This is a genomic window from Bacillus gaemokensis (assembly GCF_001590835.1).
Lineage (GTDB): Bacteria > Bacillota > Bacilli > Bacillales > Bacillaceae_G > Bacillus_A > Bacillus_A gaemokensis.
Map to the genome: position 1 here is coordinate 497229 of NZ_LTAQ01000012.1, position 19392 is coordinate 516620.

A 19392-nucleotide genomic window follows, 5' to 3' on the forward strand; every position below is an offset into this window, starting at 1 on the left:
ATACTTCGACAAAGAGAAAATAAAGTCCTTTATAAAAAAGCTAAGCCACGCGGGCTTAGCTTTTTTATGGCTCAATTGTCAGTTTTTCTTTCATTTTACGAATGAGAACAAAGGCGAAAATTGCAAACACAACTGTAATTCCTTCTGCGAAAAATATGTTGATAACTTGTTTTTGATAAAGACCCGCAAAGAAATCCACAAAGGTGTGGAAAAGTACAGCATACAAAACAAAAATATATTTCTTATGTTTTACGCCATATAATATAAGCATCGTAAAAGCAATTTGTAGGACAAGTGCCAGGATTCTTTCTATACTACCAAGTAAATATAGATAGGGTGGTGTGCTAATCAATAGATCTTGTACTTGGCTGAGCTGAGGAGTTTTTTCAATAAGTTTTGAAAAACTGCCATTATTAATTGAAAGCGCAAAGTAAAGAGTTTGAAGACTGGCTAGAGCTCCAATTGAAATAGATTCAATTCCTCCGTGTCCAATTCCGTATGCTAAACCATCTTTATATTCTTGGTATTTCTTAAGTAAATAGAAGAAGGCTATGAATCGTCCTGCTTCTTCAAAGATAGCAGCAGTAAGTCCACCGTAGATTGCATAAAGAAATGGATTTTTCAATAATTCGGATGTTGCCTGGTTTCCTAGCATAAATACGTGAAAAGGTGTTTCGAGAATTTGTGCAAATCCGATAAAGATAAGAACACCAACTCCAACTACTTTCCAGTTTATATGATATTTTTTTCGGAAATAAACAAGTACAATAATTGGAACAAGAACCGAGAGTACAAGCTGTGTAATCATACTAGCAATTACTGTATTTGAAACCATACTTTTCACCACTTTCTAATGTATGTACTTTGATATAAATCTAAATTTTACCCCTTCTTTTTAGGTGGAAGAGAGGATCCGACCATGTATAGAAGCGGTCAGTGCCTTTTTTCGTTCCATGCTATATAAGAACAAAAAGAGAAAATGAGTGGAAATCTGTTTTTGTTTTCATAGCCGGGAGAGAGCATACGGCCGGTCAGATCTTCTTTCTGCTCCATGCCAAGTGAAAACAGAGAGAAAAAACGAGTGTAAGTCATCTTTTTTCTTCATAGCCGCAACTTATACGCCAGCAAATCAAAATGGATTTATATATATTATACAGGGAATTAAGGAAATCGTTTATTTAAAAAAATATAGGTAATAAAAAAGAGTTTTTTCTATTGACTCTTACGTTGCGTGATACTTTATTGTATGTACTGAGGGAGGAGAAAGGCATGACAATGAGAGTAAAAGAAGTAGCAGATTTAGTTGGTATTAGTGTGCGCACACTGCATCATTATGATGAAATTGGGTTGTTAACCCCAGACGAGACGACGGAGTCGGGTTATCGTCTGTATTCCAATGAAAATCTGGAAACGCTGCAGCAAATTTTATTTTTTAAAGAGCTTGGCTTCCCTTTAAAGAAGATTAAAGAAATTATCATGAGTCCTTCATTTGACCGAGAAGAGGCGCTTACGTTACACCGGAAAATGCTGCTTGAGAAACGCGCTAGATTGGATAAGGTGATTGCGACGATTGATAAGACAATCAAGCATACAAAAGGAGAGATTGAAATGACGAATAAAGAGAAGTTTGAAGGATTTGATTTTAGTCATAACCCATATGAAGAGGAAACTCGCGCACGATGGGGAGATGAAGCTGTTAATACAGCAAATAAGGCGGCCGCTGGCATGTCTAAGGAGAAGCAAGAGGCATTTAATAGCATCTACCGAAATCTAGCTACGCTTCGACATCATGCGCCTGATTCTAAAGAAGCACAAGATGCTATTCAAGAATGGTACGATTACTTGCAAAACTTTGGTCAATATTCATTAGAGGCATTTAAAGGATTAGGCCAAATGTATGTGGATGATGAACGCTTTACAAAAAATATCGATCAATTTGGAGAAGGTTTAGCTAGATTTATGTGCGACGCAATGGCTATATATGCAGATAATCATAAAAAATAAAAGATGGAGGCTGTCCATAGTGGGCAGCTTCCATCTTTTATTTTTTTATCATGTCGTTTAGCGTATCATTTTGACTATTATTCAAATGTGGATCTTTGCTCATTTCACGTTTTAACATATCAATGCTTTGTGTATATTCTTTATTATTTAAAGTGCCAGATTGAAGACCTTGAATTTGTGAAATCAATTTTTGGTCTGTTGATACATATGCTTTATAATAACGAGGAACGATGGACAAAGCTGTTTTATATACTTGATCTGTTACAAGCTTAGGGTCATTGGTTTTTGCTCGATATACAACAAATACTTCGTCATCGGTCACAAGTGTAGCAGCATTTGTGACGTCAGGGAGTTTTACAGTCATACTTGTAATCATTTCAGCAACCTTTTCACGGTTAATCGCTCCTACTTGTTTGTTAGATACTTCATCTTTTTGCTTAGAAGAGTATCCGACTCTTGTAAGCCTTGTATTTGTATTTTCTGTGTGATACATGTCATTTTTATTGGAAACCAGAACACGGCTGCCTTCTTCACGTTCCATCTCAGCTTTATTTGCCGATTGACAGCCTGCCAATAAGGAAAGAGTGAGAAGAGAGAGTATGATTTGTTTTTTCATGATGGATCACCTCCTTCTTCATAGCATTTACTACTTTTCAATTTTTTGTATTTGAAATTGTTGGTTGTTGGGCTTTGTGATACGATAAAAAGAAGAATGCTTAGAGAGGAAGTTAATGATGGAGCAAAAGCAAGAGCAAGAAATTCATGCTACGGTGAGCATTAATAATGTGCAGTACGAAGTAATTAAAAACTATCGTGAAGCTTTTCGTGAAGAAGCATTTAAAGAGCGCTATGCAGAAATTTTAAATAAATATGATTATATCGTAGGTGACTGGGGATATGATCAGCTTAGATTGCGCGGCTTTTTTGATGATAGTAATCAACGTGCGACGTATGATACAAAAATTAGTACGTTATCGGAGTACTTATATGAGTATTGTAATTTTGGATGTGCACACTTTGTATTACGAAAAGTGAAGAAATAAAAAAGAATCCCTCTTACGTAGGTGTAAGAGGGATTCTTTTTTAGTCTAATATCTTTTCATAGCAGTTATACCAATTGTAAGGTTCAGGTTTGCTGGCGAAATAAACAGCACCTCGGCATATATAGTCGTTTTTCTCATATAGACCTAAGGAAATAGGATTACCTGTAAAGGCATCTAATCGTATTCCGGTATAGTTCTTTTACCTAGCTTCATTTTCCCAAAAGGATAATAAGGCTTTGCTATATCCTTTTCCTTGGGAGTTAGGATGGATGACAAAAGAGTGGACAATGAGAAAACGTCCTTCCGTTTTTGACCAGTCAATAAGCGTATACTCTGGGGACTGCCAATCGTTCAAAACGACGGCACCGATGATTAAATCATCTACACATAGACAATAGAGTTCGTTATTTTCTAAGTGATAAGAAATTGTTTCACGCGTCGGATAAGAGTCATCCCATTGGTAAATGTGCTTCTGTAATAGGTCTTCTTTACACTGCCCGTACATAACATCTAAATGATCTAATAGGTCAAGCGTACCTTGTATTATTTTTAGCATATGTGTCTCCTTTACAAGCAAATTGAAATAGAATCCCCTTCAGAAAGTGTTGTATTTGGTTTCATCTGTTGTCCATTCAACTGAATGTGTCCGTTTTTTATTCTTTCTACAATTGTGGTGCGGCTCCAATCTGAAATATATGTTGATAGCGCTTTGTCAAAGCGGTGGGAACCACAGACTGTTTCTAATACAATCGTTATCTCTGTAGTACCATTTTCTTTATATTGCATAATTGAAATAGTAGTTGTTGTTTCATTTTGTTCTTTCTGAAACACATCAAGCGTTTCTACATGATCAGAAAACGACTTGTAAATTCGAAGCTTTTTGTTCCACGTATGACCTTTAGGACACTTATAAATGGCAAATCGGTAAATGTTTTTTCCGTTTGCGTTATGTCTGCGAATATTTGTATCGGCAAAAAGGGTGATATGCCCACAATTTTTACAATGTTTCTCAATTGTTGTTTCAAATTCATTTTTATATAAATTCCAAGAAAGTTGTACTTTCTGCATTTTCCTTCACCTCGTTTGATGGTAAAGGAACGTAATACAGCTATTTGGACGTCTTGTAGTATGAATGAGAAGGAAATCGACAAAAATAAAAAGAGGTTCCCTAATAGGACCTCCGTAAAACATCATACTACAGATGTGCTACGTTCCTTTGTAATGGGAATGGGCAGACTACTCCCTTGAAAAAGCACATTGCTTTTTTGAGAATAATGCTATCCAGTTGCTGATCCATTACAAAGTAAATGTTGGCATACGTAGTAGACGTCCTTTCTTTCCAAATAGATTTTCTTTTTAGTATAACACAAAAGATTGAAAATTCAAAACTTAATATGTAAAAAAAAACCAGCTAAAATGATAGCTGGTGCATAAATTTATATAAGTTCAAATAAAAATGAGCGTAGTTCTTCTGCAATTTCTTCAGACATAGAAAATGCATGCTCTAAGTAGCCGGGTTCGTTTAAGTCGTCAGTGCCGATGATTGCAAATTTATTGCGCTGCATATCAAGGACAATGGTTTTACCATAATGACGATCGGAATATAAAAGCGCTAAATCGTGGCGCTCATTTTCTCCCATAAAGCTAACGAAACGCGTTTTTGTATCGACTGTATCGTCGTACAGAAAGAAACGTTCTTCCATACACATGGCTCCTTTTTTAAATATCTAAGTTTAAATGAGGCTTATGATCTAAATGGTGATGCGTTTTAATAAAGCGTACCGTTCTTGTTTTGTAGCGCATAACGATAGAATACGTTTCTGCTAAATCTCCGCCTAGGAATTTAACACCATCTAATAGCTCACCAGCAGATACACCTGTTGCTGAGAAGATTGCATCATCGCCAGATACTAAGTCATCTAACATAAGAAGTTGACGAGGATCTTCTAATCCCATTTTGCGACAACGTGCTTCTTCTTCTTCGTTCATTGGAACTAAGCGTGCTTGCATTTCGCCTTCAAGACATTTTAGTGCTGCTGCAGAAATAACGCCTTCTGGAGCGCCACCAACACCAACGAATAAATCGATGCCTGTTCCTGGAAGAGCTGTTGCGATTGACGCACCAACATCGCCATCACCGAATAGTTTTACACGTGCACCTTTTGCACGTACACGGTCGATAATATCTTGATGACGTTCACGTTCTTGGACGATAACCGTTAGGTCACGAATTTTTTTATTGTTTGCTTCTGCTACAATTTCAATTGTTTTTTCAATTGGATCATCTAAGCTAATTTTACCAGCTGCTTTTGGACCAACCGCGATTTTTTCCATGTACATATCCGGAGCATGAAGAAGGTTTCCTTTATCTGCGATTGCGATAACTGCCATTGCATTTGCAAGACCTTTGGCAACAATGTTTGTACCTTCTAATGGATCAACGGCGATATCAACGTCTGGACCATTACCTGTTCCTAGTTTTTCACCAATATACAACATTGGCGCTTCATCAAGTTCTCCTTCACCAATTACAACAGTACCGGCCATGTTTACTGAATCAAACATATCACGCATAGCTGTAGTTGCTGCATCATCTGCTTCGTTTTTCTTTCCGCGGCCCATCCACTGTGCGGATGCTAAGGCTGCTGCTTCTGTTACACGGACAATTTCTAATGCGAGTTCACGTTCCAAGGTGACATTCCTCCAATTTCAAAAATCATACAAATATAACTATAACAAATAACGAGGAAAAGGTGAATTCGAAAAATTGTCGATTTTTTCAGAAGAAACGGTTACAATGAAAATGTAAATGCTTTTATTTCCAGGTAGGTGACATTCATGTACTTTGTAGACAGAAGAAAAATAGAACAAATGTTAACATGTTTAGAACAAGCAGTAGATACATTTCAAGAGAAGCAGCAATATGAAACTCCTTTTGAATATTACGCATTAGAGCGTATGTCGCATCTCATCATCGATTGCATATTAGATGTTGGAAATGCAATGATTGATGGATTTATTATGCGTGATCCGGGAAGTTATGAAGATATTATCGATATTTTAATGGATGAAAAAGTCATAAGTGAGGAAGAAGGAAAAGGGATAAAAGAAGTGATTCTCCTTCGAAAAATGCTTATGCAAGATTATATTAGAATGAATCATGAAGAATTATATAAAACGATTCAAAAACAAATCGCTGTGGTACAGAAATACCCTGCGAACATTCGCCGTTACTTAGAAAAGGAATTAGGACCTGTATCTGCATTTGTAGCAGAATAAGTGTATGGACAAGATCCCCATTAACCTTTTTGGGGATCTTTTTTGTCTATAGGGCGGCTAAAGGGAGAAGGATGAGAAATGGGGGAAGCACGTACAACAAAGGAAGAAATTGTACAGCTTTTAAAAATAAATGGAGAACAAACAGTTGGCACGCTAGCTGAATCTCTAGAGATTACAGAAATGGCAGTACGAAGGCATTTAAGTAAGCTTGAGAAAGAGCAAGTGATTCAATCGAAAATGGTGCGTCAACATGTCGGACGCCCAACATATGTATACGCTTTAAGCCAAAAAGGGGAAGATTCATTTCCGAAAGACTATAAGCAGTTTGCATTAGGTTTACTAGAGGATTTAGAGGGAATTGGTGATGAGACGCTTGTAAATGCAGTCTTAGAAGCAAGGACGAAGCGAATGGAGGAGCAATTACAAAAACGAATAAGTCGCCAAGAAAATGTATTGCATAAACTTAGGGAAGTTGCTGCTATGCAAGAGAAGAATGGATATATGGTTCAAGTGAAGCAAGAGGGAGACGGCTCGTACGTATTACAAAAACAAAATTGTCCTTTAAAGGCTGTTGCTGAAAAATATCCACAGCTTTGTTTGGATGAAGAAAATATGTATAAGCGGTTATTTTCGGATGGAAATGTGAAGGTGTTGTCAAATATGTGCAATGGTGATTGTCATTGTTCGTATCATATAAAAGAGAAAAAATGAACGTTATGGGGCGCTTTGAGACGAAGCGTTTTTTTCTTTGGCAAAAACGGTTAATATAAGAAGGGTATTGTAGGTGGGGAACTCTAGGATAAAAGGAGAGACATTATAGATGTATAAAGGCTATTTAATCGACTTAGACGGTACAATGTACCGCGGCGAAGAACAAATTGAAGAAGCGAGCGACTTTGTAAAGGCATTAGAGGAACGTGGTATTCCATATTTATTTGTAACAAATAACTCAACGCGTAAGCCAGAACAAGTGGCAGAAAAACTTGTTCGTTTCGATATTCCTGCTAAGCCAGAGCAAGTATTTACAACGAGTATGGCAACAGCGAACTTTATTTATGAGCGTAAGCAAGATGCGACTGTATATATAATTGGTGAAGAAGGATTGCATGACGCACTTGTGGAAAAAGGCTTTGAACTTGTAGATGAAAACCCTGATTTCGTTGTTGTTGGATTAGATCGCGACATTACATATGAAAAGCTGGCAAAAGCATGTCTGGCAGTACGTAACGGTGCGACATTCATTTCTACAAATGGGGATATTGCGATTCCAACTGAGCGCGGCTTACTACCTGGAAACGGTTCATTAACATCTGTTGTTGCAGTATCCACAGGTGTGGATCCAATTTTCATCGGTAAACCAGAATCCATTATTATGGAACAAGCATTGAAGGTACTTGGTATGGCGAAAGAAGAAGCATTAATGGTTGGGGATAACTATGATACTGACATTTTAGCGGGGATAAATGCTGGTATGCATACGCTTCTTGTCCACACTGGAGTCACAACTGTGGAGAAGTTAACAGAGTATGATGTGCAGCCAACAGGGGTTGTGCATAACTTGACGGAGTGGATTGAGAAGATGTAAAGATAAACAGGCAATCGTTTCGATTGCCTGTTTTTTTGGCTGAATAACAACATGAAATATCTCCTGTATCCACAATTTCAACGATAAGATTTCACTCTTGTAACCATTCCAAATCCATTGTTATTTACAGTAGGGTCATTTTGGGAGACAAAATTGTTTAATTTCTCTAACGCAAGAACCAATTCACCATTTGTTTCCTCGAAATACTGTGTGAAAAGAGATTCTAAATTACTCTTTATATGTTTATCTAGTTTGTCGCTTGATAGGCTAATAAATGTTAAATGATCTGTCTCGTTCTGAGGTGCAATACATATAGGCGGCTGATTGTTATTTTGTATGATATAAGCAACGGTGTTATTATAATCCACACCTCCTACAATAAATTGGATTATATTTTCTTCCTGACTATAGTGTAATAATTTTTTCTCGATTTCATAAGCTAATTCTTTTAAATTGTAAGGCTTTCTTGTATATCGTTTCTTTGTATATCGATATTTTTACATACTTCATATGGTCCTAAAAATGCAATAAATTGGTTAGTTGAAATTTGTTCGAAGTGTTTATAATCTGATTTTATTTCTACAAGACTACCATTTTCCTCTTTAGTAATCATACCATCAGTGTGTATAATCATATTTTCTGCATCTGCTACAACACAAACAAAACCCATAATTGTACTCTCCTTATAATTGTATTGATTATTTTTTTGTAAATGTAAAGATGAAAGTTTAATCTGCTCTACATACAGCTTAAACTTTCATGTTACTTGAAGGTCAATAGTGATTTTTCCTATAGATATAGTGGAAAATATCTATACTAAACATTAATAATATTCTGTTCAAATATTCTCAATTTACTGTTTTTTGTTTAGGTGTTAATCTATGAGTGTAGTAAAAATTTGTCAGAACCAGGTCCCCAAGTCACGGTTTTGAATGAGTCATCTCAATACGCGAGAACAAAAAAGTGCTCAATTAGAGCACTTTTTTGTTCTCATACATATAAAGTTTCACTTTATATGAAGCCACATAACATGATATAGAGGGGGACTTCAAATGATCACTTATGCGAAAGTAATAAGATGGAGAAAACATGAAGATACAATCATTCTTGAGTGTGTATCAGATGGAAAGCAATTTGAAATACCAACTTATAAAAGTCGTATATATAATGCTCACCTTCTAAATGGAGAAGTATATATAAGGTTAGATTCAAACGGAAATATAATTGGTATAGATGTATGATAATAAAGTTAATAAATTACAGAAAGGGACCTGCTCATTCAGCGTCAATCAGCATAAAGTAATGTAGATCCGTTCAAACATCCACACCCCACTGTTTTGACCCCCTAATAAAAGAAGGAGTTCATATGGGGTATGAAGCTGGCTGTGGTGGCTTCGGTGGCGGATTCACTTTACTAATCGTGATGTTCATCCTATTAATCATCATTGGGTGGAGCTGTTAGGGCGGCGGGTTCGGTTACTAAAAAGGCACTCATCCCGAGTGTCTTTTTTATTTTTATAGATGAATATTAGACAATATGGAGGAGAGACAATGGATCAGGCAATCGCATTCAGTTTTGGGATATCCATAGTAATTATTCTGTTGGTCTTGTTCGTACTATCTATAAGTGGATGTTAAAAAGACACCCTTTCGAGTGCCTTCTTTGACTTGAAAACCACATATGTATTAGGACTCCCATCCTATCGTTATTTTATCATATGTGGCCATATTTGATATTGAGAAAGTTATTATAGGAGCTACATGTTTGTTCTCTACATGTTTGTTCTTATAGTCTTCCTATGGAACAGCGATGTATCTACTTGATCATATTGGTGTTAGCTTAATAAGCGATTTACGACTTCTTTTACTTCTTCAAGATATTGTTTTCTCATCTCGTTATCCACAGAAGGAACACTTGTATAGAATGTATGCTCTAACGTTTCAATTCCTGTAAATTCAAAAATACCAGCATCAGTTGTTTTCTTCATTGCATCAAACATACCGCTTGCTGTATAAGCTTCTTTTGTATTCCCCATTGTGGATAATAACAATCCTTTTTTACTACTTAATAATTTTTCAATTCCATTTTCTCTATAAGCATACGCAAAGCCATGGCTAAATACACGATCAACATATCCTTTTAAGATTGCAGGAAGACCTGCCCACCAAACTGGATAAATAAATGTGATGTTATCAGCCCAAGTGATATGTTCTTGTTCTTCTTTAATGTCATCGGGCGTATTGCCTTGAGAAAATGAAACGAAATCAGAAGCTCCTAATACGGGATTAAAATTTAACTCATATAAATCGCGAACGCGTACGTCATGACCTTTGTCTTCTAATTCGCTTTTTACAGTTTCTAAAATTGCATGGTTAAAACTTTGTGGATTTGGATGTGCATAAACGATTAAATGTTTCATCTTTGTTCCTCCTATTTGTGGATATGTTGATAGTATGTACCGATGTAAAAATAAAGTTCGTGTAACTATTATGGTTACTGTTGTGTTTGCAGTCAAATAATTTACCTTTTTTAATTGGAAGAATAATAAAAAAATAGTATATATTACATGGAAATACAAAATAGTAGGGATTTCGAGTTTCAAATAGAATATATAGATGGATAAATAGAAAAAGAAGGGAATATGAGATGAATATTATTGAAATTAAGGGGTTAGAAAAATCGTTTGATCTTGGCGATAGTAAAACAAAGATATTAAAGGGGATTCATCTTCAAATTCAAAAAGGTGATTTCGTTTGTATTATGGGAGCGAGTGGATCGGGGAAAACCACTCTTTTACAGTTGCTTGGAGGATTAGATATTCCAACAGCGGGAAGCATTCGAGTAGATGATGCAGAAATCTCATCATTAAAAGAAAAAGAACTCGCGTTGTTTCGGAGGCATAAAATCGGTTTTATTTTTCAACAGTTTAATTTAATACCAGTATTTAATGCGGAAGAAAATGTGGGACTACCGTTACTGTTAGATAATGTCCCGCGGAAGAAGGCGACAATAGTGGCAAAGCGTTTACTAGAGCTCGTTGGCTTAAAAGGGAAAGAAAAGCATTTACCATCGCAACTATCAGGAGGTCAGCAACAAAGGGTTGCAATTGCGAGAGCTTTTGCGAATGAACCAGCTATTATATTAGCAGATGAACCGACAGGGGCATTGGACTCTGAAAATAGCAAAAATATTATTGCAGCTCTCCGGAATGCTTGTGATGAATTAGGACAAACAGCTGTCGTTGTAACGCATGACCCGTTTGTAGCAGCTCATGCGGATAAAGTTATTTTCCTACTAGATGGTGAAGTAATTCATGAACATGCTGAAAATAAAGGCTGGAAATTTCGACATATTCCGCAGCAAGTTACCCAAATTCAAGAGATTATGAATAGGCACTTTAAGGTAGGTGATAAGAGCGATGTCTTGGATAATTAAATATGCGGCCAAGTCTATTAGACAGAATTGGCTAAGAAACATGTTAATCGCTCTTGGGGCTGCACTAGGTGTTATGTTAGCGACGATGCTTCTACTTGGGAACCAATCTGTAGAACAAAGCGTTAAAGAGCAAGTTGTAAGTCGTTACGGGGATTATAATTTGCAATTTGGTTACATCAAAAATGATATGTACTTACATAATGAGCAATTAAAAGAACTAGATGGTCTTGAATATGCCGAGAAAATATCAAAAGTACTTATCCCTTATCCGTTACCAAATCATAAAGAACTTTCTGGCAAACCATCGTATTGGGGAGTTGAACGAGATTCTCCCGATATGCATTCTTATAAAGTTGCAGCAGGACGATATCCGAAAGAAGGAGCAGAAGTAGCACTTACGAAGGGGTATGCGGATCGAGAAAATATGAAAGTAGGAGACACGATTCATCTTCCTTTCCCTCCGTATGGTGAAAAAGCTGTTAAAGTCGTAGGGATTTTAAAGCCACCAGCGATGGCTGCGATGGGACACAGTGCATATTTCCCTATTAATTGGATGCAAAAAGAATTAAGCCTACAAGATCAATTTAACCTTGTTCAAGTGAAAACATCCGATGCGAATATGAAGAGAATGATCGCTAGTGATGCCAATAAGAAACTTGAAAATATAAAAATAGATCAGCGTACATATGTAGATAGAGCATTTGAAAGATTAAATGTGATGAAGCCATTGATCTTTAGTTTAGGCGGAATTGCTCTATTTGTCGTGGCGCTTCTGATTATGGGGAGCTTCTTCTTATCGGTAAGAAGTCGTTTTAAACAATGGGCTTTATTACGTGCGCTTGGTAGTAATCCAAACCAAGTGATTCTCGTTGTTTTATTAGAGGCATTATGTATTGGAACAATTGGTTCATTCGTAGGAGTTGTTCTTGGCGCCAGCACACATAGACTTGCAGCTTCCTTTATTAACAAGTGGGTGAATGTAGAAAGCACAGGACAAGAATCGTTTTCTATTTCAAGTGAGATTTTACTGATTACGTTTTTATTAGGGATTATCATGTCTGTAATAGGCGCGATTATACCAGCATTTATGGTAAGAAGAATACCTCCTGTTGAAGCCTTACGACCTGGACTTCCGAGCAATCAAAAGAAAGAACGGAAATGGAGTATCTTCAGTCTTATTGTTTTAGTAATGGGGATCATAATTGGTTTAAGCGGAGCAGCTGCAGAGAAGTATATCGGCTTTAATCCAAGTGCGATTGGCGCCATTTTGTTTGCAATTGGTCTGTTGTTTACAATTCCATTATGTATTCGTATTATTACGCCAGTTATCGCTAAACCATTCCAAATGATATTTCGCATTGAGACAACGATTAGTGGCCGAAATGTTATTCGTTATCGTAAAAAGGCGGCTGTGTCAGTTGCAATTTTGGCATTTGGATTTATGTTGTCACTAGTTGGGACGATGTATGTAAATGCGATGTATGAAGGGATGAGACAAGGTTTACAAAGGAATTTACCAGCAGATTTAGTTATTCGTGTCCCAATGGAAGCACAAGGAATTGAAAGTTTACCATTTAATTGGTTAGAAAAAGTGCAAAAAGTTGAGGGAGTAAAAGAAATTGTCGGAGCAGCCCCTGATTTCACATCTAAACTCGTAAATTATGACTTTAAAAAGGCAAATCAAGAATGGTACGAGTTTATGAGGAAAAATAAGTATGGTTATGAAACGATGGGTGTTGTAGGTACTGATATTACTGCTTTTCATGAAGTGACAAAAATGAAAGTCGTTTCTGGACAAAATTTGAGCACTCCATTAAAAGATGGAGAAGGAGTGATTACAAAAGATACGGCAAAAAATTTAGGGATTAAGCTGCATGATGTAATTGAAGTGCAAGGGAAGGAAAAAGAAAAACAAACGATTAAAGTTGTTTCTATTATCGAGAAAAACTTGAGAATGCAGGGTACTTCTTACGTCTTTGTAAATGAACAATGGGCGCGAAATATGTTTCATGTAAAAGGATATGAATCGATTCAAATTATGACGGACTCTAAGGTACCTTTTGAAACAATTAAGAAGAAAGTAACACAGATAACAAATGGTAAAGAAAATGTAGAGGTTATCAATAGTACTGATTTGTTAAAAGAGCAAGAGCAGTTACTAACCCAAATGGTTATGTTAATTCGGTTATTGGTGGTCATTATCTTCGTTATTTCAGGTATAGGGTTAATGAATGCGATTGTTGCAAGTTTACATGAAAGACGCGCTGAAATTAGTATGATTCGTGCAGTCGGAGCTATTCCTAAGCAAATGCGAAGAATTGTGTGGTTAGAAGGTACATTACTCGGTGCAATAGCTGGGTGTATAGGAATTGGAGGCGGTGTAATTTTCAGTTATATCGTTTTATCAAGTTTAGAATTAACCGTTATTACAATTCCTTATAATCAAGTTCTATTACTAGCAGTAGCAAGTGTTATACTCGGAACAAGTGCAGCAATAATTGCTTCATTCCAGTTAAGGAAATTTAAACTAAGTGATACGCTCAAGGAATTATCAGCGTAAGAAAGACCGCAATCATTGCGGTCTTTTTATTGAGGAACATAAAGTGTCCGTGCGTTAGTAAAATTAAAGAGAAATCTGTTGGTGAGATATTTCGTTCTTTAAGTGCTCGTAAAATACGATTCTCGTTTTCAGTTCTTCCAGTATCGACAATGATGGTTTTATCACCACGAATTAGAAAGATATTAGAAAAGCCTAAGGATAGTTGTTCAATCAAAATAACACCTTCTATATTAGAATAAAATTCGTTTCTTCTTCGCCTCTTTTATCCACAATGGAAATTCATTTAATAAATTGTCATACAACGCTTCATCTGTTGTTTTTTCGATATCTCGAATGTAGAAAAAGTTAGCATTATCGATGAAACGTCCATCCATTTCATCAAGTTTTCTTAGCACATCAAATTTGCCATTGCCAATTCCGACGAACTGCCAAAAGATTGGCTGGTTAGAAGACGTTACAACTGGTTTTTGAATTCCTTTTTTACAGCCTCCATCATTAATGAAAATGACAAAAGCAGGTTCTTCACTTTTCTCCTCAATTGTATATTTTCTAATGATATCTTCCATGACTTGTGGTTCTTCATTTCGCCCAAACTTATGAATAGAAGGGTTGTTTAAAATATGTTTATCTACATAACTAACAAAATCTTTCTCAGTAACAGCTGGTAATCGAGAAAATTCATTATCATACACCCAAATATCTAGTGCGCCGTCATCATCAAATTGACTTGCAACGGCAAGAACGCGTTCAACTACTTCTTGTACAGTACCATTTTTGTATAATGTTCTCATGGAACCAGAAATGTCTAATACGAGTGCCACTTTTGCGACGACTCCTGTTAATTTCTTTTTCTCTAATACAACGCGCACCGCTTCTTTTCTTAATGTAATTGTAGTCAATATAATCGCTCCTTTTTTTATTATGTAACAAGGATGCCGATTCTTGAAGTATGTATAAATTAGGCAGTAGGAAGAGAACTATGGATCATTTGAAGAGTCTTACTCACGATTTCCTCCGCTGCATATATACCAATTTCAGTTGTTTTTGTAATGTGAGGTAATAAACTCCTTTGCTTTGTTTCGAGTTCACCATGAAGAGGCGCAAATGCATGATTTGCTCCTTCTAGCATGCATAGATCAAGCAAAGAGTCTCCAGCTGTAATGACGGTGCTTGCCTGGAGTTTTTCTTTTATGTATTGAACAGCATCCCATTTGTTTACTGGTTTTGGCACGAAATATAATTTTCTACCCTGTAGAGAGTGATCCCATCCTTGTTCGTCTAGCCAATCGGTAAACTCTTTTAACTCGTCATATGGAATGTTTTCACGTCTGATGATGCAATAGTGAAATAGGTGATCCGCTGTTTTTTGTGAAATGACCCAGTCCCCATGGGCAATTCGTTGAAACTCCGTTAGTACAGCTTCTTTTTCTAAGCATTCTGCAGAAAGCTTCTTTTGGATGCTTTTTTTCCAAACGACATCTTGTTTACCGTTATGAAGAATATTGCCACCGTTGCTTGTGATCGCATATTCCGGAATGACTTCAGTTTGAAATAGTGTAATGCGCTGAAACTGCTCTATTGTTCTTGTTGTCACAGGAACGAATTGAACCTGTAATTGTAGCTGTTGTAATAATGAAATAGCCTTATGTGTCATAAAAGAGATTTCTTTGCCATCCAATGTCTCGATGAGCTGAATATCTTCATCTTCTATAATGGTGCGAAATGATTTACGAGAATAAATGAGTGTTTGATCAAGGTCACTAGCAAAAATCATGAATGTTTCCTCCCGATAGGCATGATGAGCCCGCAGCACGAGTACGTCATATCTTTATAGATTTCTACGGGCACATTTTTTTCTTCTGCAAGAAGTAGGACGTGCTGTAAGTCCGGATTGTTTTTATCCCGAATTAAGATTTTCCAAGATACTCGTCTGAGTAAAACACGCGTTGTTTCCCCAACTCCGGGTTTAATTAAGTTTATATCCTCAATTTCAAAGTGCTTTTGAATCGAGGTGATATCTTGCAATCCTTGCCAAGATGGTTCTGTATATGTCGAGATAATGTGCTCTAGTTGTTTTATTACATCGGGGCCAATGGTAGGAAACAATGCTGTGACTTCGTCGATGAAGAAGTTAGATAGGTCTTCTTTTTCTAGCTCTTTATAATATTTAACGCCGTGAAAATCATGTGGGCCAATGTATGTGTCATTTAAAATAGTACGACTAATCAATCCAGAAACGGTCGCGTTTAAACAAGCGCTTGGAATGAGAAAGTCCTCACGCGTTCCATAAATTGAAGTGCAGTAACCAGGATCAGCAAGTACAGCCATGCAGTCTGAAATGTATTCGTGGTTTTTTTCATTAAATGTACGAACGGCTTGACGCAGTTCTTTTTTGATCGCACCTTTTCCAGTCCAACCATCGATGAACTGAATGGTCTGATCTGGATGCTGCTCTAAAATGTATTGAAGCGCATTCTCATCGATTCCGCGCCCTCGAATAATAGAAATGCAATAATGTGGTAAATTAAGTTTATATTGATAACGAATGTACCGTTTTATTAAAATGCCAATTGGTGTGCCCGCTCTTGCTAGTGAGACAAGGACAAGATTTTTTCCTTTCGTCTTTATTATTTGCTCAGCTACTACCCCAGCAGCAATTGCCAGTTTCCGTTTGTATCGCTCTAGTGAAGTAAGGAATAAATCCATGTAGGACTTCGATGGCTTATATTCAATTGGAAGCATTTCAGAGTAATGTGTGCCTGATTGAATGGCTTGTTCTCTTTCTTCTGTTGAACGTTCTTCTATAACATCACTAATATTTTTTAATAGAAAAATAACATCATTGGCAGCATAACTACCAATGCGCTGTAATGTTTTTGTCTCTGTCATATTTCTTCACCTTCGCTTTCTACTAAGCTCTTAAATGAAATGATATGAATGAGCGGAATTACAGTTTGCAATTGCGTTAAAAGGGGACGCAAGGTTTCTTCTTGCCAATCACGCTCGATAAAAAGAAAGACTTCATCATAGTCGTTAGACTCGATGTTATAAAAATAATTTGTAATGCCATCGTCTTCCGGGCTTTCATAAGAAAAACGATTGTGAATGGCGTATTGTATATCTTCGCTGTCGGGGTGAATCGGACTGCGTGTAGTCGATTGATATGAAATGTTTGTCCCCATTTCAGCAGCAATTCGCATAGGAAGATACATAAACTCGCCAGTTCCTAGGCATAGCGTCTTTTTGCCTTTTCTTTTTTTCTTTAACTCACTGCCAATCTTTCTAGCAAAAGAGTGGATATGCTTCTGTTCATCAGCTGAAATACCGAAGCGACCTGTATAGTTTATGTAGCTGACATTATGTTCTATAGATGTATACGGTGAAGCAGGACATGAAATCATATGTTTTTGTATCCTTGATTCTATTGATTTATAAGGAGTTGCATCATGTGAAAAGGAAGTAGCGATCGGACTCCCGATTACTTTAATTGAACCGCTTAATAGAGAAATAACATGAATCGTGATACCAAGCTCTTTTTCTAAATCGGTAAATTGTTTTCGGTGTTCATCAGAACGCCAATCGAGTAAAGAAGCGATGGTGTACTCTTTTCTAGGGAATTTCTCCTGGATGGACCTGATAATATTAAGTGCCGTTTTTCCTGTTGTCATTTCATCATCGACAAGAACGATTTGATGCTCGTTTTGAAAATAACTTTTATCCACATAGCAACGATGTGAAGTTGCATGCGAATGCTCTTCTTCAAATGTAATGATCGGTTCTATTTCGGATACCGTTTCCCTTGTTGTATGCACATATTTCGCATATTTAAAGCATTGAAACATAGCGTGACCTAATGCGGTAGCTGTTTCAGCAAACCCGATAAATAGAATTTCTTTTTCTAAAGGGAATTGATACTGCAAAATTGCTTCTAGTTCATAATCGACACGACTTTTAGAAGAAAGTAAATCGAGAATTTCTTTTTGAAACGGATGTTTTGATTTATGCAGTACCTTGATATACCTTGCTGCAAGAGCACACCCGCCAGCTAAAGAGACAGCTGGTGGGGTAGGAAGGTGTTTTCCTAAAATGGTGCTCACAAATAAGAAACCACGTTTCTTATTGATTCTTGCTGCCATTTGAAAGAGCTGATCTGGTGATAATGAATATGGATTATGAAGTATGTCTAGGTGAACTGTAATTTTATTTAAAATGTGGTACGTGCTGCTTTGATTGTTCAGTAAGGAGATCGATGAAAGTTTGTTGTTCATGTAGCACCCCGTAAATATTAGATTTTAGTAATGTTTTTCGCGCCCAATTATAATGGGGCTTCACTTCATTCATTTTGTTAGAGAAGCTACTTTTCATAACGCCGTTATACGTATGAGCATTTTCAAAAATAGCTTTTGCATCTAAATAATCCTCTAGCGTTACAACATGCATAGCTTGTACGAGTTTAATGTGGGAAGGGTGGATGACTGTTTTGCCAATTAACCCGTTTGCTTGATCAAGTAATACCTCATGAATCAACCCATCTTCATAACGTTGAAGCATTTCCTCTCGCATTGTGAGTCCAGCGTTGCCGAATGATTCACGAAATGGTGTTTGCCGGAGCTGTGGTTTTAATACGCGTTGTTGATTACCGAAGTACTCCCATACAGGTCCAGAGATAATATATTCATCTTTGGATCTAGAAAAAATATTGATAATATCAGAAATGCAATCGCGAATGACAGAAATATCATAGATGGTCGTATCTTTGTTGCGACGAATACTGAATATGCCTGAAAAATCGGTAGCACCAATGCGAACATTTAAAATGGAATCGCGGTAAGAATCTAGTATCGCTTTAATTGCTAATAACGCTTCAATGCGTGTTTCTTTATACATAATTTCAGGAGATTCTAAAATAGGCATCCCATAAAGTGAAAGGGAGTATTTTTCGTTTATATTTCTTAGTGTATGAATATAAGGCAGTCCGTTAGCTGGTGTGAACTTTGGAAGGACAAAACCACTTATACAGTGAACCGCATTTCCTAGTTCAAGAATGAGTGAACGCATTTGCTTTGGCTCACGAATTCGAATAAAGAGTAGTGGTATGTCTGATTTGTGAAGCTTGTTTGCATCAATCATATGCGCAAGTAGTTGCATTTGGATGACAACATTTTTCTCGGCAAAATTCACATCTCCATCACTAATGGAGTCCTCTAAACAAAGTACAATTGATGTTGCACCTTTATGCTTTTGGGTAGCAATGTCGTCTGCAATGGTTTCTTTTGTTCCAGGTGTATATAGAGTAGCACCTAATGCGTAAGCTAATTGATTTTTTGACATGTCTTTTGAAAATTCAATTGGTTCCTGATAGAAAAGTGTTTGTTTTGCTTCAAGGGATAAATAGGAAAAATGCTTCAAGTTGTCACCACCTTATTTATAATGGTTAATTCAATCGTAACATGATAAGAAAAATTTTCCATGTGTAATTTTGAAA

The 19392-nt window shown here is 36.7% G+C and carries 23 protein-coding genes and 1 pseudogene; 9 read left to right on the forward strand and 15 right to left on the reverse strand.

Annotation, left to right across the window (positions count from 1 at the left end):
* Positions 1–64 precede the first annotated feature (64 nt).
* The gene (locus tag AZF08_RS13610) at positions 65–835 is read right to left on the reverse strand and encodes a YhfC family intramembrane metalloprotease (RefSeq protein WP_033673033.1); all 771 of its coding nucleotides are present in this window, start codon (positions 833–835) and stop codon (positions 65–67) included.
* A 434-nt stretch (positions 836–1269) separates the two neighbouring features.
* Here AZF08_RS13610 and AZF08_RS13615 point away from each other — a divergent pair, with 434 nt between their 5' ends.
* Positions 1270–2004 (forward strand): MerR family transcriptional regulator, encoded by a 735-nt coding sequence (locus tag AZF08_RS13615; RefSeq protein ID WP_033673031.1) that lies wholly within the window; start codon positions 1270–1272, stop codon positions 2002–2004.
* Positions 2005–2041: 37 nt separating this feature from the next.
* Here AZF08_RS13615 and AZF08_RS13620 read toward each other — a convergent pair whose 3' ends face one another.
* Positions 2042–2620, reverse strand: coding sequence for a YhcN/YlaJ family sporulation lipoprotein (locus AZF08_RS13620; protein ID WP_033673029.1), 579 nt, complete (start codon positions 2618–2620; stop codon positions 2042–2044).
* A 115-nt stretch (positions 2621–2735) separates the two neighbouring features.
* Here AZF08_RS13620 and AZF08_RS13625 point away from each other — a divergent pair, with 115 nt between their 5' ends.
* A complete protein-coding gene (locus AZF08_RS13625; protein WP_407639479.1) occupies positions 2736–3047 on the forward strand; it encodes a YutD family protein in 312 nt (103 codons plus the stop codon).
* A 40-nt stretch (positions 3048–3087) separates the two neighbouring features.
* Here the strand turns inward: AZF08_RS13625 and AZF08_RS13630 are convergent.
* From AZF08_RS13630 to glpX, 4 genes and pseudogenes are all read right to left on the reverse strand, one after another.
* Positions 3088–3603: pseudogene (locus tag AZF08_RS13630) on the reverse strand (GNAT family N-acetyltransferase).
* Between the two features lie 11 nt (positions 3604–3614).
* Positions 3615–4115 carry a hypothetical protein gene (locus AZF08_RS13635; RefSeq protein ID WP_033673024.1) on the reverse strand — a complete coding sequence of 167 codons (501 nt, stop codon included), beginning with the start codon at positions 4113–4115 and terminating at the stop codon, positions 3615–3617.
* A gap of 368 nt (positions 4116–4483) precedes the next feature.
* Positions 4484–4750 carry a DUF3055 domain-containing protein gene (locus AZF08_RS13640; protein ID WP_000392617.1) on the reverse strand — a complete coding sequence of 89 codons (267 nt, stop codon included), beginning with the start codon at positions 4748–4750 and terminating at the stop codon, positions 4484–4486.
* A gap of 16 nt (positions 4751–4766) precedes the next feature.
* Positions 4767–5738 (reverse strand): class II fructose-bisphosphatase, encoded by a 972-nt coding sequence (gene glpX / locus AZF08_RS13645; protein WP_033673022.1) that lies wholly within the window; start codon positions 5736–5738, stop codon positions 4767–4769.
* Positions 5739–5885: 147 nt separating this feature from the next.
* Here glpX and AZF08_RS13650 point away from each other — a divergent pair, with 147 nt between their 5' ends.
* From AZF08_RS13650 to AZF08_RS13660, 3 genes are all read left to right on the forward strand, one after another.
* Complete coding sequence (locus AZF08_RS13650; protein WP_033673020.1) at positions 5886–6326, forward strand: DUF86 domain-containing protein; 441 nt, start codon at positions 5886–5888, stop codon at positions 6324–6326.
* Positions 6327–6404: 78 nt separating this feature from the next.
* Entirely contained in the window at positions 6405–7037 is a 633-nt protein-coding gene (locus tag AZF08_RS13655; RefSeq protein WP_033673018.1) for a helix-turn-helix transcriptional regulator, read from the forward strand.
* Positions 7038–7146: 109 nt separating this feature from the next.
* Entirely contained in the window at positions 7147–7911 is a 765-nt protein-coding gene (locus AZF08_RS13660) for a TIGR01457 family HAD-type hydrolase (protein WP_033673016.1), read from the forward strand.
* A 77-nt stretch (positions 7912–7988) separates the two neighbouring features.
* On the opposite strand, the gene AZF08_RS13665 is transcribed toward AZF08_RS13660, so the two are convergent.
* Positions 7989–8279 carry a hypothetical protein gene (locus tag AZF08_RS13665; protein WP_033673014.1) on the reverse strand — a complete coding sequence of 97 codons (291 nt, stop codon included), beginning with the start codon at positions 8277–8279 and terminating at the stop codon, positions 7989–7991.
* Positions 8280–8359: 80 nt separating this feature from the next.
* The gene (locus AZF08_RS13670; protein ID WP_033673012.1) at positions 8360–8581 is read right to left on the reverse strand and encodes a hypothetical protein; all 222 of its coding nucleotides are present in this window, start codon (positions 8579–8581) and stop codon (positions 8360–8362) included.
* 382 nt (positions 8582–8963) lie between these two features.
* Between AZF08_RS13670 and AZF08_RS13675 the strand changes: the two genes are divergently transcribed.
* Entirely contained in the window at positions 8964–9152 is a 189-nt protein-coding gene (locus AZF08_RS13675; RefSeq protein WP_033673010.1) for a hypothetical protein, read from the forward strand.
* A gap of 125 nt (positions 9153–9277) precedes the next feature.
* Positions 9278–9373, forward strand: coding sequence for a YjcZ family sporulation protein (locus AZF08_RS28690; RefSeq protein ID WP_082245990.1), 96 nt, complete (start codon positions 9278–9280; stop codon positions 9371–9373).
* A gap of 373 nt (positions 9374–9746) precedes the next feature.
* Here the strand turns inward: AZF08_RS28690 and AZF08_RS13680 are convergent, their stop codons facing one another.
* On the reverse strand, positions 9747–10331 hold the full coding sequence (locus tag AZF08_RS13680; protein ID WP_033673008.1) for an NAD(P)H-dependent oxidoreductase: 585 nt from the start codon (positions 10329–10331) through the stop codon (positions 9747–9749).
* Between the two features lie 227 nt (positions 10332–10558).
* Here AZF08_RS13680 and AZF08_RS13685 point away from each other — a divergent pair, with 227 nt between their 5' ends.
* Both AZF08_RS13685 and AZF08_RS13690 read left to right on the forward strand, forming a co-directional pair.
* Positions 10559–11347 (forward strand): ABC transporter ATP-binding protein, encoded by a 789-nt coding sequence (locus AZF08_RS13685; RefSeq protein WP_033673007.1) that lies wholly within the window; start codon positions 10559–10561, stop codon positions 11345–11347.
* Positions 11331–13907, forward strand: coding sequence for an FtsX-like permease family protein (locus AZF08_RS13690; RefSeq protein ID WP_033673005.1), 2577 nt, complete (start codon positions 11331–11333; stop codon positions 13905–13907). Before AZF08_RS13685 ends, AZF08_RS13690 begins: the two co-directional genes overlap by 17 nt.
* Here the strand turns inward: AZF08_RS13690 and AZF08_RS13695 are convergent.
* The 6 genes from AZF08_RS13695 to AZF08_RS13720 are packed head-to-tail and all read right to left on the reverse strand — an operon-like array spanning position 13888 to position 19316.
* Positions 13888–14121, reverse strand: a complete 234-nt coding sequence (locus AZF08_RS13695; protein WP_033673003.1) for an MBL fold metallo-hydrolase — start codon at positions 14119–14121, stop codon at positions 13888–13890. The two genes, AZF08_RS13690 and AZF08_RS13695, sit on opposite strands and share 20 nt — an antisense overlap.
* 16 nt (positions 14122–14137) lie before the next feature.
* Positions 14138–14806, reverse strand: a complete 669-nt coding sequence (locus tag AZF08_RS13700; protein ID WP_033673001.1) for a vWA domain-containing protein — start codon at positions 14804–14806, stop codon at positions 14138–14140.
* Between the two features lie 59 nt (positions 14807–14865).
* Positions 14866–15681, reverse strand: a complete 816-nt coding sequence (locus AZF08_RS13705) for an HAD family hydrolase (protein ID WP_033673000.1) — start codon at positions 15679–15681, stop codon at positions 14866–14868.
* A complete protein-coding gene (locus tag AZF08_RS13710) occupies positions 15678–16796 on the reverse strand; it encodes a cysteine protease StiP family protein (RefSeq protein ID WP_033672998.1) in 1119 nt (372 codons plus the stop codon). Before AZF08_RS13710 ends, AZF08_RS13705 begins: the two co-directional genes overlap by 4 nt.
* Positions 16793–18175 carry a phosphoribosyltransferase family protein gene (locus tag AZF08_RS13715; RefSeq protein WP_033672996.1) on the reverse strand — a complete coding sequence of 461 codons (1383 nt, stop codon included), beginning with the start codon at positions 18173–18175 and terminating at the stop codon, positions 16793–16795. Before AZF08_RS13715 ends, AZF08_RS13710 begins: the two co-directional genes overlap by 4 nt.
* Positions 18108–19316: an HpcH/HpaI aldolase/citrate lyase family protein gene (locus AZF08_RS13720; protein ID WP_033672994.1), complete on the reverse strand. Its 1209-nt coding sequence runs from the start codon at positions 19314–19316 to the stop codon at positions 18108–18110. Before AZF08_RS13720 ends, AZF08_RS13715 begins: the two co-directional genes overlap by 68 nt.
* Positions 19317–19392 lie beyond the last annotated feature (76 nt).

What these genes read in the sequence shown, in the direction of transcription:
- AZF08_RS13610 (WP_033673033.1), bottom strand. Translation starts at nt 835, where the DNA reads ATGGTTTCAAATACAGTAATTGCTAGTATGATTACACAGCTTGTACTC.
- AZF08_RS13615 (WP_033673031.1), top strand. Translation starts at nt 1,270, where the DNA reads ATGACAATGAGAGTAAAAGAAGTAGCAGATTTAGTTGGTATTAGTGTG.
- AZF08_RS13620 (WP_033673029.1), bottom strand. Translation starts at nt 2,620, where the DNA reads ATGAAAAAACAAATCATACTCTCTCTTCTCACTCTTTCCTTATTGGCA.
- AZF08_RS13625 (WP_407639479.1), top strand. Translation starts at nt 2,736, where the DNA reads ATGATGGAGCAAAAGCAAGAGCAAGAAATTCATGCTACGGTGAGCATT.
- AZF08_RS13635 (WP_033673024.1), bottom strand. Translation starts at nt 4,115, where the DNA reads ATGCAGAAAGTACAACTTTCTTGGAATTTATATAAAAATGAATTTGAA.
- AZF08_RS13640 (WP_000392617.1), bottom strand. Translation starts at nt 4,750, where the DNA reads ATGGAAGAACGTTTCTTTCTGTACGACGATACAGTCGATACAAAAACG.
- AZF08_RS13650 (WP_033673020.1), top strand. Translation starts at nt 5,886, where the DNA reads ATGTACTTTGTAGACAGAAGAAAAATAGAACAAATGTTAACATGTTTA.
- AZF08_RS13655 (WP_033673018.1), top strand. Translation starts at nt 6,405, where the DNA reads ATGGGGGAAGCACGTACAACAAAGGAAGAAATTGTACAGCTTTTAAAA.
- AZF08_RS13660 (WP_033673016.1), top strand. Translation starts at nt 7,147, where the DNA reads ATGTATAAAGGCTATTTAATCGACTTAGACGGTACAATGTACCGCGGC.
- AZF08_RS13670 (WP_033673012.1), bottom strand. Translation starts at nt 8,581, where the DNA reads ATGGGTTTTGTTTGTGTTGTAGCAGATGCAGAAAATATGATTATACAC.
- AZF08_RS13675 (WP_033673010.1), top strand. Translation starts at nt 8,964, where the DNA reads ATGATCACTTATGCGAAAGTAATAAGATGGAGAAAACATGAAGATACA.
- AZF08_RS28690 (WP_082245990.1), top strand. Translation starts at nt 9,278, where the DNA reads ATGGGGTATGAAGCTGGCTGTGGTGGCTTCGGTGGCGGATTCACTTTA.
- AZF08_RS13680 (WP_033673008.1), bottom strand. Translation starts at nt 10,331, where the DNA reads ATGAAACATTTAATCGTTTATGCACATCCAAATCCACAAAGTTTTAAC.
- AZF08_RS13685 (WP_033673007.1), top strand. Translation starts at nt 10,559, where the DNA reads ATGAATATTATTGAAATTAAGGGGTTAGAAAAATCGTTTGATCTTGGC.
- AZF08_RS13690 (WP_033673005.1), top strand. Translation starts at nt 11,331, where the DNA reads ATGTCTTGGATAATTAAATATGCGGCCAAGTCTATTAGACAGAATTGG.
- AZF08_RS13705 (WP_033673000.1), bottom strand. Translation starts at nt 15,681, where the DNA reads ATGATTTTTGCTAGTGACCTTGATCAAACACTCATTTATTCTCGTAAA.
- AZF08_RS13710 (WP_033672998.1), bottom strand. Translation starts at nt 16,796, where the DNA reads ATGACAGAGACAAAAACATTACAGCGCATTGGTAGTTATGCTGCCAAT.
- AZF08_RS13715 (WP_033672996.1), bottom strand. Translation starts at nt 18,175, where the DNA reads ATGAACAACAAACTTTCATCGATCTCCTTACTGAACAATCAAAGCAGC.